Annotated in this window: 6 protein-coding genes (1 of these 6 cut by a window edge); all 6 read right to left on the bottom strand. The window is 49.0% G+C overall.

Annotated features, from left to right (window positions below):
- Tightly spaced (at most 13 nt apart), the 6 genes in view from ACTVJH_RS08785 to ACTVJH_RS08760 form a layout consistent with a single transcriptional unit that may run on beyond the window.
- Positions 1-4034, bottom strand: the 5' portion of a protein-coding gene (locus ACTVJH_RS08785) for a hypothetical protein (protein WP_455989490.1). Its footprint begins 247 nt before the window's first position; 4034 of the gene's 4281 nt are visible here — the first part of the coding sequence; the start codon lies at positions 4032-4034; its stop codon lies beyond the left edge, outside the window.
- 13 nt (positions 4035-4047) lie between these two features.
- Entirely contained in the window at positions 4048-4887 is an 840-nt protein-coding gene (locus tag ACTVJH_RS08780; RefSeq protein WP_455989488.1) for a hypothetical protein, read from the bottom strand.
- Positions 4880-10333: an ATP-binding protein gene (locus ACTVJH_RS08775; RefSeq protein ID WP_455989486.1), complete on the bottom strand. Its 5454-nt coding sequence runs from the start codon at positions 10331-10333 to the stop codon at positions 4880-4882. The genes ACTVJH_RS08780 and ACTVJH_RS08775 overlap by 8 nt, the downstream gene beginning before the upstream one ends.
- Positions 10330-11943: a hypothetical protein gene (locus ACTVJH_RS08770; protein WP_455989484.1), complete on the bottom strand. Its 1614-nt coding sequence runs from the start codon at positions 11941-11943 to the stop codon at positions 10330-10332. Before ACTVJH_RS08770 ends, ACTVJH_RS08775 begins: the two co-directional genes overlap by 4 nt.
- Entirely contained in the window at positions 11933-14263 is a 2331-nt protein-coding gene (locus ACTVJH_RS08765) for a hypothetical protein (RefSeq protein ID WP_455989482.1), read from the bottom strand. Before ACTVJH_RS08765 ends, ACTVJH_RS08770 begins: the two co-directional genes overlap by 11 nt.
- Positions 14232-15386: a cysteine desulfurase family protein gene (locus ACTVJH_RS08760; RefSeq protein ID WP_455989480.1), complete on the bottom strand. Its 1155-nt coding sequence runs from the start codon at positions 15384-15386 to the stop codon at positions 14232-14234. The genes ACTVJH_RS08765 and ACTVJH_RS08760 overlap by 32 nt, the downstream gene beginning before the upstream one ends.
- Between the last annotated feature and the right edge of the window lie 8 nt (positions 15387-15394).

Here is a 15394-nt window from a genome sequence, read left to right as displayed (position 1 = left end):
CACTCAAGACTTTTCTCTTCTCTGCTTTCGGCTATCAATTTCCTGAAATTTTCTATAGTCTCCAACGGTTCCCATGGTGGCTCATCTTCACCAACTGCATCAAACACTTCAGATTTTAGTTTGTTTGCCAGTGAATCAAACTCGTTCCAGGTAAGCCGATCATTGTTTAACTGTTGATAAACTTGTAAATAGATACGCAAACATCTACGCATCAATTGCAAATCATCAAGATCCTCTCTGCAGCCCTCAAAAACAGAAAATAACTCATCGACTTCATTCTGCAGATCTTCTGCGTCATTAATCGTATTGAGCCTTGTTTGCCATAGTTTTGAAGCACGGTTTTTGGCTCCATTCAGAGCTGCTTTTATTTCTTCAAGTCTATTTGACAGTTGCAGGCGCAACTCGATGATCTCTGGCATTTCGATATGCGTAGAAATGCTTCGAAGCTTATTAGTATATTCGGTACCGACTTTCTGAAGTGCACGTAGCTCAGCTATCCGAACAAAGCTTGTAGCTTGAGCATTAGTTGTGAGCCATAGGCCAATTTCCCTCACCATTTGGTGCGCAGAAGCAATTAACTCAACTTTTCGAATAGCGGTATTGGTATATTTAACAATCTCATCTTGCAATTCGTCCAATTTCAATTTTTGAAAACTTCCACCCACCTTATGAATCATCTTGTGCTTAAATTCACCAACAGCATCAGGTGTACCATCCTTTGGGGATTGCCTTTTGAGCCAATCTGGAAAGATATGAATCAATGTTTGCCTAGAACGTTCAGCAATTGGTTTGATTTTCTCTATCTCATGATCTGACCATAATGGTTTTTTTGAAGTCATGCGGGCTATCAAGTCAACAAGATCAGCCGTTCCCCAAGAAAGCAAGGCAACGTCAGAACGTTCGAGTCCATTATCGATTTTACTGATAGCGGATTCCTGTATTTCTTCATTTTTTTTCAATTCAATAAAGGCCGTTTTCCCTAGCTCCTCGAGATGTAATTCTCGATAAGCCTGGGAGGGCGGCAGCGGTAGCCTTCTTTTTAATTCTTCCGCTTTGATGTACCAATCTCTCCGCGCACAATAGGTTTCAGCCTGTTCCCACTCGTCAAGAAGGTTTTCCCATTCGGAAGAAGAGTCCCCGGAAAACATCAGTTCAACATCATGCAAGCTACTGACATCGATGAAATTTCCCCTAAAAACTCCTTCTTGCATCCATTCAGTAATGGATACAGACCTTCCAGATTTAACGATAGAGAGCTTTTCACTTCGCGGGGCTACAAAAACTCCTAGAAATAGCCCAGCAGAAGCGATATTTGCCCCATATGGTGGCGCACAAAGTCGTTTTATTGCATCCTGCAATAGGATCCTTTTCTCGCCATTAGCAAGTTGCTCATCCCATTTTTCCGTAAGCCCCCTAAGTACCGGATGCTCTGGACGTGTGCGGACAGAGCCATTTTTCGCAAAAACGCCCCACGACTCGCGAAGAACAGAAGCTGCACGGTTCTGATCCTTTGCTGGTTTTGCCATGATAGAATTCCAGTCAAGCCGCCCCTGCAAAAGCTCTGCGGTAAGAATTTGGCAGGTTGTAGCTGCGTTCCCCCTTATCGTGGTGAATCCATCAAAAGGAAATGTGATTGGATTTTTGTATATTTTTGCAAAGATATCAGATCCGACACGCCCGAGTCGTGTCGATTCCATGGGTTCTTTAAAGGCTGTTACATATCGGCGCTGTTTAATCATTCCTTCTACGCGGGATTTAATGTCTGAACGCATTTTTTGTTTATGCGCTGGAATAAGGTTGCCAAACTTTGCAACGTCTTGGGCACTGAGAGAGTCTTCCAAAATTGATAGCTCCGCCAATGATTGCCCTAATTTCCCGTCATCATCAGAAAGCATTACAATCAATACTGGCTGAGCAACAATTCCGAAATCTTTTGCTATTGTTCTAAGAAGGATTGATGCATCACGTTCAACAACGTTGATATCTCTGCTAGGTTCTACATAGCAATAAATTACTGTCCCTCTCGGCTCGTCAATACTTGCTGCATTGATCCAGCGGTCTGAGGCCAATTTCACGTGTATTGGGAGGACGTCAAGATTTGATGTAATGGCTTGGTAGCGCCATTCTTTGGTAGTAATTTTATTTTCTTCGGCAAAATCACACTCAAGATCACTTAGAAGATCACACCAGTCTCCAGCTTTTTTTGAAAATAATGAAGCCTTACCTGTTTCATCAAACGTACTTGCAACGCGTTGGCGAACATAAGCGAGAAACTGAGTTCGAGGTACAGCATCTCCTAGAATATCAAACTGCTTAAAAGCCTCGTCCCATTCAATAATGTTGAATTCTTCACGTAAGAGCTTAAGTCCGTCATGGGCAGTCCTAGAATGAAGTCCTGACAGTTCAGAGAGCGCCGTTATCGCCTCTTCTTGGCTGATAGATTTCATTCCAAGTTTCGAGGCAAGCACCACTGATTTTAGTAATTTTAAAAGATCAGATGATAATTGTGCCCCATGGCGTGCTATTACCGAGGAGTAGGAATGTGTAATAGCACCTTGTTGTCCGCCCTCTTCAGAAGTTATAAGCTCGTGTTGAAGCGCTTCCGACCAAAAATCCGCAGGAGCCAGAAGCCCAACCTTCCCATTCTCAACGGCTCGATCCCTGTACCGATCAAACGCATCCCCAAGCAAAGCAAGAACCGACCGTTCCTGAAGATGCTTTCCCGCTGCTGCAAAATGGAAAAGAAGCCAGACAGTATAGGGTGAAAGGGGCCAGCAACCTTTACGGATAACACTGTGAAATTGAGTCAGATCCTTCCAGATTCTATGATTTTGGGAAACTGGAAACCACCTAGAAATATTATCAATAATGAATTCGGATTCTTTTCTTGCAGTATCGTTGTCAAGCAACCCCGTTATGTAATTCGTATCATTTTTTTCTATAAGGCTTGCAATTAATGTTTCTAAATTTATTGACAAGTATACTTTGCTAGCAGTTTGATATCTTGTGACATAACGCAATATCTCATTTCGATGCTCTGGAGCGACACGCTGTATGTATGCGTTTAACTCAAACTGGATAAACCCTACAAAACATACCTTGCTTGTATTGTTTTGGATTGCCTCGAACATGTCTTGCAGGACACCACTTCCGGCAACATGACTTTTGACAGTAGCAAACTCGGTATATCTACCAAATTCGTCAAAAAGTATAGATATGCACTTAAATGGTTTTCCAACTCCACAATACTCGCGGGATGCAACGTCTATAACATCCCTCACAGATTCTCCGCCCAATGCGGAAATTCTGATATTTCTGGACGCTAGTATTTTATAGACCTTGCTGTAAGTTATGTCGTCTTGCTGCTTTAATTTTTGTAAAACATCATCGATGTTTTCAGCATCACATGCGACTAGCAACTCATCAACAACATCTTTATTGCCAGCAGCCATTTGAATCAAGCTTGATGCTTGAGCAAACCGTGGGCGCAAATCATCGAGTGGGCGGGTATCCAAGTCGTGACTCTTGACTTGGTTCATAATTTGCCTGGAAACCTCAGAGGCCAAATCGAAACTTTGCATGCCATTTAAGGCTACCACCAAACATGGCTGACTAACTTCGGCAATCAAGGTCTTGAGATCAGCCGCAATCTCACGGTCCGCAGATTCGATTCCTGACAGAATAGCATCAGCTTCAATTCCAGTTGGATTACCAAGAAGCCTGCCAAGGGTCAGACCAAGATGTGATTTTCCAGTACCATAACCGGCTATGGCGAGTGTAAAAGGCTGCTCATCCAACCCATAACAGCGATGAAATATGGCTTTTACAAAGCTTGCCGTGTCCTGCAACCGATGGCCATGAGAAGTGCCTATATCTGTTTGAGAAACACCATGGTAAGCAGGGCCGTGAAATACAAAGGCAGATGACGCAGCCAAAGCCTTAGCTTCGTCGGTTTCTAGCCAATCAATGTTAACGGCACCATTGAAAAGCTTATCTCCGCGAAAACGAACAATGTCGCCAAGCAACTTTGACATGGGCCATCTCCTTTTAGATCAAATCACAAAAAATTAGTTTCCATGCTGCTTCTAGATCCATCCTTGGATGCAAAAGCCAAGGCTCCATATGACGGTCAACGGTAAACAATCCTTTTCTTTCGACCAGCTGGAGCACTCGCTGGAGAGCATCTATGTCCCAGCCTGGAATGGTTCGCCAGCCAGCAACCGAATCAAGCTCTACAACAGAAATTTGGCCGTTCTTAGGGAAATTGTCATGTACAAGCTGCAACAACCATGCACCATATCCAAAACCGAATTCGTCACTCACCGGGGCAGATTTTCGAGTAATAACACCACTTTTCTCCGACAAAGCTCCACAAGTTCGAAACGCAGCATCATCCTCGTAGGTGCCAACCAATGGCCCGATTATCCCGGACTTGTCTATCTTGAGGGCAGAGTGGAGGTAAGTCTCCAATTGAGATCGCTCAAATGCCATTCCGAGTGCTTGCTTGCCAGGGAAGAAGGTTTGATACCAGACTTCAGCACCGAATAAAGGGCTGCATAGATTTAGATGGGCTACCCACTGTGTAATATTCAGTTTTAAAAATGGGTCTTCTAGTAGCACAATGCGGCCAAAGGCTGTGAGATCTGGCTTTTTAATAGATGTGCGACTGGAACCAGGTAGTCGAATGAGCCCCATCCCCCGACAATAATCGATAATAGCGGGAACCTTGCCACTCGACACCCCCATAGGAATGCCGGTCTCCGAGGCGATTTCCTGATAATCCCCTGACTTTCCAGATGCCGCATAACGGAGCAATGCATTGATGTACTGACGCTCCGGCTTGAAAGATTTATGGAAATTTCGAGGAAGGCGTGAAGGTTTACTCATCGAAACTACGCTCCTCCATAGACGCAATACGAATTTTCAAGGCCCGCGAAATCAACTTTTCTCCGTTCTGGTCAAGTGTTTTTCCGATGGAATAGCATTCACCTTTTGAGAGCGTTGACAGTTTACGAATCCAGTCATCCACTCTCTGGCGCGTTGTCATCGCGGCCAATTCCGCAAAGGCCTTCAATTCAGTATCTGCAGGTTTAAAGAAGAGCTTATGCTCCGCCATGAACATACGGTCCCGCTCATCCTTTTTCATATTGCTCATGGTCTGGGTGGCAAGAATCAACGAAAGTCCGAATTTTCTGCCCTCCCGGAGATACTTTGAAAGAGGGCTTCCTTCCTGATGGTCAAGGTTCTGGACTTCATCTAGCACGATGACTTTCGGGTCTGTTTTCTTCCCCTTTGACTGCAGATGACCGTACAGATCCCAGAGGATAAATTCGGTGATCAGACGTGCCGAATACATGTCCATCCCTGCCAATTGGAAAATATTACATAGCGGATCCTGCTTCAAAAAAAGGTGATCCCAATCAAAGCTGACATTGCCCGAGGAAAACGGACGGTCCAGCACAAACGGCCGAAGTTTGCTGTGCAGAGATTGAGCTGAGGCCTTGAATTTTTTGTCCTCCGCCATTGATTCGATGGCCTCGAGCATATGGTCTAGGTTCATTCCGCAACCCAAGGCATCCACTCCATCCATGATTGCCCGATGCAATACACTGTACTGCTGATTACCGATGGCATACACCGAGTCAAATAAACCGGCGATTCGTTTCGCGACGGCATTCGAATTCTCGCTGATTACGATGCCACCATTGTCTGACACCTGCGGGAGGAACGGATTGATCGGGAGCGGTTCGTTACGAACCACATGCTGCGCTGGCTTCAAAACCTCATTGGTAACTTCCTCCAGATGGTTCGGCAAGAATCCGTATGTATAATCGATGATCAGGCTGTTCTGCTTAAACTTGCTCATTTCGCAGAGCATTCCCTGGATGGCATAGGTTTTACCCTGCCCCGAAGAACCAAAGATCAGCATGTGGCGGTTCTCAAGCGTGGGATGATCGAATTCCCAATAAACTGGCTGGCCATTGGGAACTGTCTCACCAAGCAGGATTCTCCCGGAAGACACTTCTTTTTTCACGACGGGTGTTACCGCCACAACGCTTTCAGAGCCGGTTTCTTGCGGCATTGTGCCTGATGGCTCCGAAGCTGCCTTTGTCTCCATCTCGGGTTCGGATGGTAGTGTTGAATCTTTGATCAGCTCAGCAGCCAGCGGCTGACCGGCTGGTTCAAAAACCTCATCTTCGGAGGACTCATCCTCGTTTTCATCCTCGTCATCTACCCAAGGCGTGCAATCATCCTCTGTATCCTCGGGAATAAACTCATCATCCTGTTCAACGACCGCAGCCTTCTGCGCATTGATGGCTGTCCAGTCGACAGGATACTCTGAGGAGTCAGTCATCAATTGGCGTACAAATCCTCCCCCAACAGTGTAGACATTGGCGACCACATCGAGATCTCCACCAACGCTCCAATATCCGGCGCGTTTAATTTCTGGATCCTGATCGATCCAGAAGGCGAATACTGAGGCATCCCAAGTTACTAAAAAATCTCCTTCCGCCAAACGTTCGAGTGCCGACAGGACATCCGAATACTTGATTTTCGAGACTTCCGTTTTGCTAGCAATCAGACGATGGAGCTGCATCCACCAGTAGCGGCGGTCGGGACGATCTTCGATGGAGCCCGCTCCTCCTGGCCTTTCCGTCGAACTTTTAAAGGCGGAACCCAATACTGACAGGCCGTTGTCAATTTGCGACTTGGCCTTAAGAATGTGCTCGGGCGACTGTTGTCCCATCTTGCATTCGATCAGATGCAGTTTCACGTGGAGGCGGCCATCCTCCCGCAGCCAAACCTGCATCCACATTAGATCTGGGCGACGTAAATTATCTGCAAGATCAAACCAGTGCCGGTAGGCATCGAGTGAAATCAATGATTCACAAAGAAGGTCTTCGGACCCTCGTAGCAGTTTCCTGGTCAAGGAATATGCCATGAAATCACGGATGTATTGATCTGCAGCTCCAGTTGCCCTTACCAAAGATAGACCGGAAAGCTCGGGGGCAACATGAAGTACTCCTTTGGCAACAGCTTTGCAATCGTCCAAAGACCAGCCCGCTTCCGCTGCGTATAGCTGCTGAATGGCAGCCTGCAGCCGGAAGTGAATATCAGCGAAAGAAAACTGCTCGGTCGAAATAGTGTAATTGTCTTCGCCGTGGCTACCGACTCCTGAACCAAAGCCAATTATTTCCCGCTCTTTGTTCTTTTCGAGTTTGGGCGTTCTGATGAGGCGTTCATCCATATTGGGATCAATGCAAATAATCCACTCGGCTTTGTCATGGAGGCAGTCAATTAGCGCTCTCCACGGCGAAAAATCTCCGGAGCCAACGACGACAGTGCCGGTCTGCTGTGTTCCGGTCTTCAGACCATGCAGCAGAGTGGCGTGATAGGCTCCGAGTGCAAACTGCCGGTTGCTCACAACCCGTTTCCGTTTGTATTTATCGGCCGGGTTACTGACAGTGCAGCAGGCCTTTTCAAGGATGGGGAATTTAAGATCGCGGCTGGTGATATCGAAGGGTTCGACTCTCTCAAACTCATTCACACCGGTACCAGCGCCAATGAAATCGTAAAAAACGGCAATATCCGCCTCAAACTGCTCTTTTATCAGCTTCTGGAATGCACCGAGACCGTTTTTTTCAACGATACGGTGAGCCACAGAAAAACGGCAGTTCCGGTACAGCTCATATTTTGTTTCGGTTTCAGCAGCCTCCCAACGCTCCTTCCACTGCTGCACCCAGTTGGAAATGTCGGATTCATCATTGGATTCCGTAAACACGGTCACACTGATGGCGTAGGGTATTCTTCGTTCCTCGTTCAGCACATAGCGCTTATTTGGCTTCTGTTTAGTCGGTTTCGTTGCCAAAACCTTCAGATAAGCATGTACCGCTGCGACCACCGGCTGAACATCTTTATTCCTGAAAACCGCAATACTTAATCCATCTCGCGCATGGGGGTGAAGATCGAAATAGTCCTGCATGAGCCGCAGGAGGAGTTTTGATTCGCTTGTTTCACGGAACATCTCGGCATCATTTAGATTGCTGTCATCTTCGGTGCCCTCGTTATAACGAACTAGCAACCGCGTCGAGAGCGGCGCATCTATCGTTGAAGAGGATCCGATGCGATGGATCAGCTCGTTGCCCCTGACATCGGCACACAGGTTTTTGCTTTCATCGCTTAGCAGTCCCGTCAGGGGAGACTGAATGCTCGAGAGGTCAACATACGTTCTCCAAATATGGGCCTTGAAACCATCCCGGCTCGGGGTTTTGGACAACTCCTTATTCACCGCAAAGTTAAAGCACCTGGTCAGATAGACAACCTGTGCCTCCAGCATTTCCACGACGGAAGGATGAAGAATGGTTGCCACGCCGGAGCGCTCGTGAACATCCGCATGCCAGGTATCGTCAAGGTTCAGGGAACGCGGCTCCACAACCAAAAACGCCCGGGTAAGCATCCCGATGAGGGAGGACGCGGAAATGTCGGACAGCGCAAGCGCCACCTCAAAAGATTCCGCGTAGGCCTTGCGAAGATCCGGCCATTCCGGCTTGGCGCTGAAGATGGTTGAAAAAAGGCCGTTTGAGGATGCTGCGGTTACAAACCGGTCATACTTCTCTGCCAGCAGTTTGAGTTTGGGCGACAAGGGATCATCGACCTTGCTCCACTCTCCGCTTAGCAGGTTGGTCAGCGCTCCGTTGGACTCCCGTTCATCCCGGATTGCGTGCAAGAGTACGCGCCGAACCTCTTCGTCGGCCGTGGCCTGCAGCAGTTCCTCGAAATAGGAAATATGATAGACAGGAAGTTTGTGAATTTCCTGCAGACTGGCAATAGACAGCCTGGCGCGGCGAAGCAGGTCAATCGACAGTCGATACATATGGTGTTCAGGAAGCCGCCAGCCATATTTCCGCTTTAACGGTTTATGCTCCGAGGAAATGACGACCGCAAACTCCAGAACCGGCTCGGCGGTTTTTGCATACCGACAGTTGATCTCCGGAGAGAGTAGATCGCTGAATATGGTAATCTCGCTTCCATCGGCATTGCTGATATTGATATGTTTCGTCAACAACTCATCGATTCCGCCGATCAGATGGGTGAGGTAACGCCGGGCATATTCCGCATTTTCCGCCGCATCCCCAAGCCCATCATCCATATTGTTCTCTACTCCGGCACCATCCACATCGTGTTTAAACAGCACGGGAGAAATTTCGATGGATTGAATAGAGATCTCGGCCTTGTCTTTATGCTCGATATAAAATTCTCGGAGCGTCATCCAGACGGCATTCAGGAGAACTTCGACGGGGCTTCCGGCCAACTTTCTGGTACTTTCCCTCTTTTCCTTTTGAGCCCTGTCCTTGAATTTTAAAATATCGTCCCAGATAACCACAAAGTCGCACTGTCTTAACTTGTCGCGTTCACATTGCCCATCGTTTTCAATAAAGTCCCTCAGCCCGACTAGCAGCTCTTGCCCGGAAGCATAGGGGCCGCAAACCTCTTCATCGTCAAAGGGAATGCCCGGATCATTTCCTTCTGTCATCGCTTTTTGTAAACTATCAATAGCCTTGAGCGCCTTGTCCCGTTGACGGGCCTCGAGGAAGAGCGTGTAATTGAAGAACTCCACCGCTTTATGAATGTATGGTCCTAGCTGCTTTCTCTTTTGATGGAACGGAAAGCGGGAAAGAACCGGCAGGCCGAACGCCTGGAGATTTGCAAGCATCAATCGGGGAACATCCGTCACGTCGGCCGCGAGGCTGAGATCCATTTTTTCCAGCCAATCGCTGAGCTGCAACAGATCCCCGGTTCCGCTGGTAAACAGCGGCTTGATGACCCTATCGATGGTCGTGAGATTATCCGGGCGGTAGTCATGCATTCCAATGCTTTTCAGTTTCTCTTCTATCCACGAACTGAAACTTCCCCGCATATCCTCATTCCAGACCATGTCGGGATCGCAGGTGTGGAAATCCGCCAAACCCGCAGAGTCCGTCACCTGATCGGAACCGCAAAGAACAATAACCAGCAGACGGTTGGTATCCGTATTCACGATACTGCGGGTATATGTCAGATCCCGGCCTTCGCTCAGCCATCCATTGCTGCGGGCCTGGGCGACTCCTGCGTCACTCCAATCTGCCGTCAGTGCGGAGGCGATTTTCAGAACCAGACTGATTTTTGGGTCTTTCAGGCAAACGGCTGTTACCGCCTCGGCAATGGCCAGAAGGGTCGGTTCCTGCATAGCCGGAATCATAAATATCATCTTGCGGCCATCCGCCGGATCTGCCTGAAAACGTTCGATCCGGTTTTTCAGATGGTTTCGTACTGTATTAGCAAAATAACTCATAGGACGTCCCCTCTGTCATCCGCCGGATTGTGGATCAGCGCACAGGAATCAGATAGATGGATTAGGAACCCGGCGGCCTCCAGCATTTCCTGAAGCCACTGGTCCGTGTCTGCCGGTAAATAGATTCCCTTACCGCAAAGTCGCTCGCTGGCCCGATCAAGTCCTTTGGCATCAAAGACTAACCCATGCCGACGCTCCAGCAGCTCCTTGAATGTGTCGAACGTAAGTCGACCTCCCACCGGAACCGTGGTCACGACCAGCAGGCGCAGCAGTTGTTCATTCAAAACAAACCGCGCACCGGCCCCCCTTTTGGGAACAACGAAACCGAGGCGTTTGGAGAGGCCCACGAACAGCTTGCTGCCGTAGGATCGGTCCGCCTGTTTAAGTTTTTTATTCCGTTCACTCTCATCCTCCGGCAGCTCAACCGTGTCCGACCTCAACGATTGAAAAATCATCTTTTCAATCGCTTTGACTGATTGCTGGGAAAGACGACGGATAACCGGACGATTCTCTTCCGGAGCCGATACGGCCAGCCGATAGTCCGGCCCGCTACAGGGTTCCGCACCGCTCATGAGTCGCATGCTCTGCATTGCCAGCGTGCGGAGAACCTGCATGGAACAAGCGGTCTCCAGCATATAAATCCGCTCCACCACATCCAGATTGCTCTGCATGAGACGAAGCAGATCAACAGCAAACAGATAGCCTTCCATCCAGCTTTCTGCATTGCACCAACCGGCGGAGACAAAACGACGATCCGACTCGGTCCCATCAGTGCTTTCCGGGGTGATTGGATCCAAACGGGAGTCAATGAATTCCGCAAGTTCCGTCAAGGTGGGTGGACAGAAGCTCATCAGATTCTGCAACGATTCGTTCAGCTGAGTGTGCAGCCACTCCGGATCCTGTTCGTCTTTCGTCAATCCGAAAACCCCATCCCGGCACCATGCGGTGATTCGGTCGTGAGGTTGCCTCAGCGCATTGCAGACCTGCAAATAAAGCAGCTCACCGCCTCGCGATAAGAAACGGTGCTGATTCATTGTTAAGTATTTGCTTTTGTTTTCAAAAATATCATCCCAGCTGTCTGGATTCTCTCTCTCAGCCGCACTTTCATTCCAAATCGTTTCCCCTGCCAGAAACGAGTGAGAAATCGGAAGAAAGCTCTGGGCACACCATGTCCTACCGCTGCCTGCGCCCTGAAACCCGAGAAATAGATTTTCGATAGTGCGGATAATATCCTTTTTACACTCGGGGTCATCGACCTGAATTTGACCGTGCAGTTTTTGGATCAACTGCTCATGGTGGACCCGGTGTGTTTGGTGGCGAGACTCCAGCCGGGATGCCCCCAAAAAGGAGAAGAGTTTCAGGTTCAGACGCGCCTTCGGCGCATATTCAAGTCGTGCGTTATTCCAAGCAAAAAGCAGTTCCCGGCTCGGCAAGGCCGTTTCAAAAACCGAGTGTCCTGTCCGTTTGGGCGAAAAGACAACAAGCAGGAATTCGCTCAGCAGTTCACTGATGGTTTGGTCGGAAAACAGGCGGTTGCCATAGAGCTGAATCGCCGGATTCTGCATCGCTTTCACATCATCTGGAGTGTAGGGAAAATAGTTAAAGGTCATCGGTTACCTCCAGATTGTTGCCATTTACGGCAAAACGCTGTCTGCGAAAGGTGTGATCCGTTTTCAGCCGCACTAGCATGATCCGTTCGTCGTCATGAGCGGAGGCCTTTTGTTGAACCTGCGCCTTGAAGCAATCGAGCCGCTCAAGATAGGAAGCTTCAAGCACCTCGCCCAGTTCACCGAAATGGCGCATCATGACATAATCCAGAAACGGTACCTTCAACGGCAACTTCAGTCCGTCAATACGACTATTTTCCTTTCCGCATAAAATGAGATCTCGACGCAATTCACCCGATGCACTGACGCTGTTGATTAGCCTTAATGTTGTCGAGTCTCCCCAGTCGACTTCGGCCAAAACAACCTGGGCGCTCTGCCGCACTTCGCTCCGGCGGCGGCTCAAAGTTATATAAAGCCGCCGCCGGTCATTCTGCGTCGATCCTTCGGGGAGCCGCACCCCGGTAAAGTGCTCTTGAAGGACATGGTATATCTTGCGTTCGAGCGTCTCTTTTTCTTGCCCATTAAGCTGAACTCCACCGTGTTGCCATCTGATCCAGTCCAGAATCGTCGGAGAGTTAAGGTACTGCCCCAAATATCCCTGCTTCCCTTCGGGAAAGTCCGCCAGAAAATAGAGCATGCGGCGAACCTGTTCCCGGGCCAGATCCGATGACATTCCGATAAACTGCGACTCATGAGCCCCATGACGGCGCAGCTTTTCAAACTCCGTATTCAGCGAATCCACACCGAGCGTCACTGGCTCGTCACAGTTGCGCAGCCACAGTTTGTGCTCCCATCCTGGGCAGGGACGTTCCCCGAATTTCTGTTTTTCGATCTCCTGCACTGCCTTCATTTCGAAGGCTGAACCATCCGGTTGGCGGCCGTTGTCGCCAAAAAAGCGGTTGAAAAAGAGATATTCGGAAATCAGCGGAGGTGGATTCTGTGTCTGAACCTCCCGGATGTCCTGTTGATCCAGCCCGGAGGTGATGAGATATGCAAGGTGCTCCGTAAACTGCCGCATGGTCAGGCGCGTTCCATATTCATACATGCGCCGATAAGCCAGAAAGATCCGTTCGGTTGCCCGTTCCTGATTGGATTGCAGGAGGTTGACGTTGATGAAAATGGGACAGGTTTCCCGGCAATCCAGAGTTTGGCAGGTCGTCCAGCGTTCCGGAGCCAGCATCTTTTCAAAAACCCGGCGGGCCAGCGCCATATTATCCATGCGGGCCAGGTTGAATACCCGGAATTTGATGCCGCCCAGAGACAGGGTCGATTCCCCGCTCTCGCTGCTGATAGCCTTTAAGACGCGGCTTTCCACTTCAACATCTTTTTCGCCGAAATATGCCGAATGCCGCTTGGCCAGATCCAGCAAGGTTCCAGTGTTGGAGACCAAAAGAAAACGGCGCTCCCGTTTCGACAACTCGTCCAGCAGGCTTGGATCCTCGTTACGATCACGTTCACTCAGGTCTTTTATGATAGATACATCCCCCGTATCTTCCCGAGGTTGCGGCGGCACATCCAGGGGACGGTCACGATCCCAGTCCCGAAAAAGCTTATATACCTCCATGGCGAGGGTAGATTTCCCGTCTCCCGCATGTCCCGTCAAAAGTACATGTTGGCCTCCCGGATCCCTCATTTCTTTATAAATGATGTCCGCCAGCGGATGCTTTACGTGGATGGTGGCAAACTGCGCATTGCATACCTGCGATTCTGCCAATGCGTTTTCATTGCTTCCGCCCGAGCGTTGAAGTGAATTAAGATAACTCACAAAGGGATTTAAGGAAGCTTCACTCTGCCCATCAAGCAATCTTTCAAATGACTGGGCGCGGTGACCGCTCCTGTTACTACCCTCTTGTAGACAATTAATAATAAGCTGAACAAGTTCCCCCCGCGTTGATTCATCCTTTAGCAAGCTCAGTAGGGGGTCTAAAATTAATGCATGGTCCACTAAATCACATAACGCTCCAGGACCTCCAACTGTTTCTGTTGCCTCAAGTTCTGGTGCCTTTCCATCCAAAGACACCAACGACCAAAACGTAGAAGTGTGTAAATGGAAAAACGGAGTGTGAGCCCTGCAACTACTGCTGGTATCAGTTGAAAACTGATTAAATAAATCCGAAAAAGTCTCTTTGAAGAATGAATCGAAATAAATTCTTCCGTCTGAAAAGTTGTTCTTTTTCAGAGATTCAATCGCAGTCAGCAGTGCAATCAACTTATGCGGTTTAAAAGCATTTCCTTTCCAACCTAATGCACGAATTTCCCGTTTGACCTCCATCAGCATCATCAGCCCCTCCTCATGGTTGTCGGAGAATACTTTTAATTTCAACTACTGATCGCCTTAGCATCTCTATGGCCTCATGGATGTCGTTTTGGGTTGTATGTCGCCCCAAAGAGACTCGAATCGTCCCTTTCGCTGTTTCACGATCACATCCAATTTTCTCAAGCACGTGAGATACCGTGATTGCATGATTGGAGCAAGCCGAACCCTCAGAAACAGCGAGTGTCTGTAGATTGTCGATGAGCAGATCGGCAGGAACTTTTGGAAAAGCGATTGAAAAGACCCCTGGCAATCTAGGAGTGGTCAGCGAGTGAACTATGCTTTCTGGAAATGCTCTTGCTATCCGCTCTAATAACTCTTTTTCGAGTCGAACGATTTCCGCTGAGCCATTCTTTTGAACATACCCTTGGCAAATGGAGCAAGCTTTACCGAAGCCAACTATACCTGGAACGTTATTTGTCCCAGGGCGCAAACCATGCTCCTGCCCCCCTCCACGAAACGGTCGTGCCCAAGGCCATTTCCGGGCACCTCCTCGGACAAAAAGCGCCCCCACCCCCTTGGGGCCGTACATTTTGTGGGCGCTAAATGAGGCAAAATCACAATTGACCACCTGTACATCGAATGGCACCTTGCCAAGCACTTGGGCAGCGTCAGTGTGGAAATAGGCCCCGTTCTCGTGGGCTAGATCAGCCAGCTCAGCTACAGGCTGCAGCGTCCCCAGTTCATTGTTGGCAGCCTGCACTGAAACCAGCAAAGTCTCCGGGGTGATGAGCTTTCTAGCAGCATCCAAATTGGTTACACCAGTCTGGTCTACGGGCAGCTCAACAACCTCAAATCCATGTTTTTCCAGTAGGTGGGCGGGCTCAAGGACCGACTTGTGTTCAATGGTCGATACCGCGATCCGTTTTCGGTCGGAGCGGGGCGTCAGTAGCACGCCCAGAAACAGCAGATTGTTGCTCTCGGTAGCTCCCGAGGTAAAAATCATTTCGGCAGGGAGCGCATTGGCCAAAGCGGCAACCTGCTCCCTGGCTGTTCTGACCGCCAACTCGGCCCGTCGCCCCATCAGGTGTCCGCTGGAGGGATTACCATATTCTTCATTCCAGTAACGCTGCATCGCCTCCACGACTTCCGGGGCGCATGGTGTTGTCGAATTATGGTCCCAGTAAATCATTGAAAAAA

The sequence above is a fragment of the Desulfoplanes sp. PS50 genome (assembly GCF_053851535.1).
Note: the sequence above shows the minus strand (reverse complement) of the source record. Positions and strands in the feature narration are given on the sequence as shown.

What these genes read in the sequence shown, in the direction of transcription:
- ACTVJH_RS08760 (WP_455989480.1), bottom strand. Translation starts at nt 15,386, where the DNA reads ATGATTTACTGGGACCATAATTCGACAACACCATGCGCCCCGGAAGTC.
- ACTVJH_RS08770 (WP_455989484.1), bottom strand. Translation starts at nt 11,943, where the DNA reads ATGACCTTTAACTATTTTCCCTACACTCCAGATGATGTGAAAGCGATG.
- ACTVJH_RS08775 (WP_455989486.1), bottom strand. Translation starts at nt 10,333, where the DNA reads ATGAGTTATTTTGCTAATACAGTACGAAACCATCTGAAAAACCGGATC.
- ACTVJH_RS08780 (WP_455989488.1), bottom strand. Translation starts at nt 4,887, where the DNA reads ATGAGTAAACCTTCACGCCTTCCTCGAAATTTCCATAAATCTTTCAAG.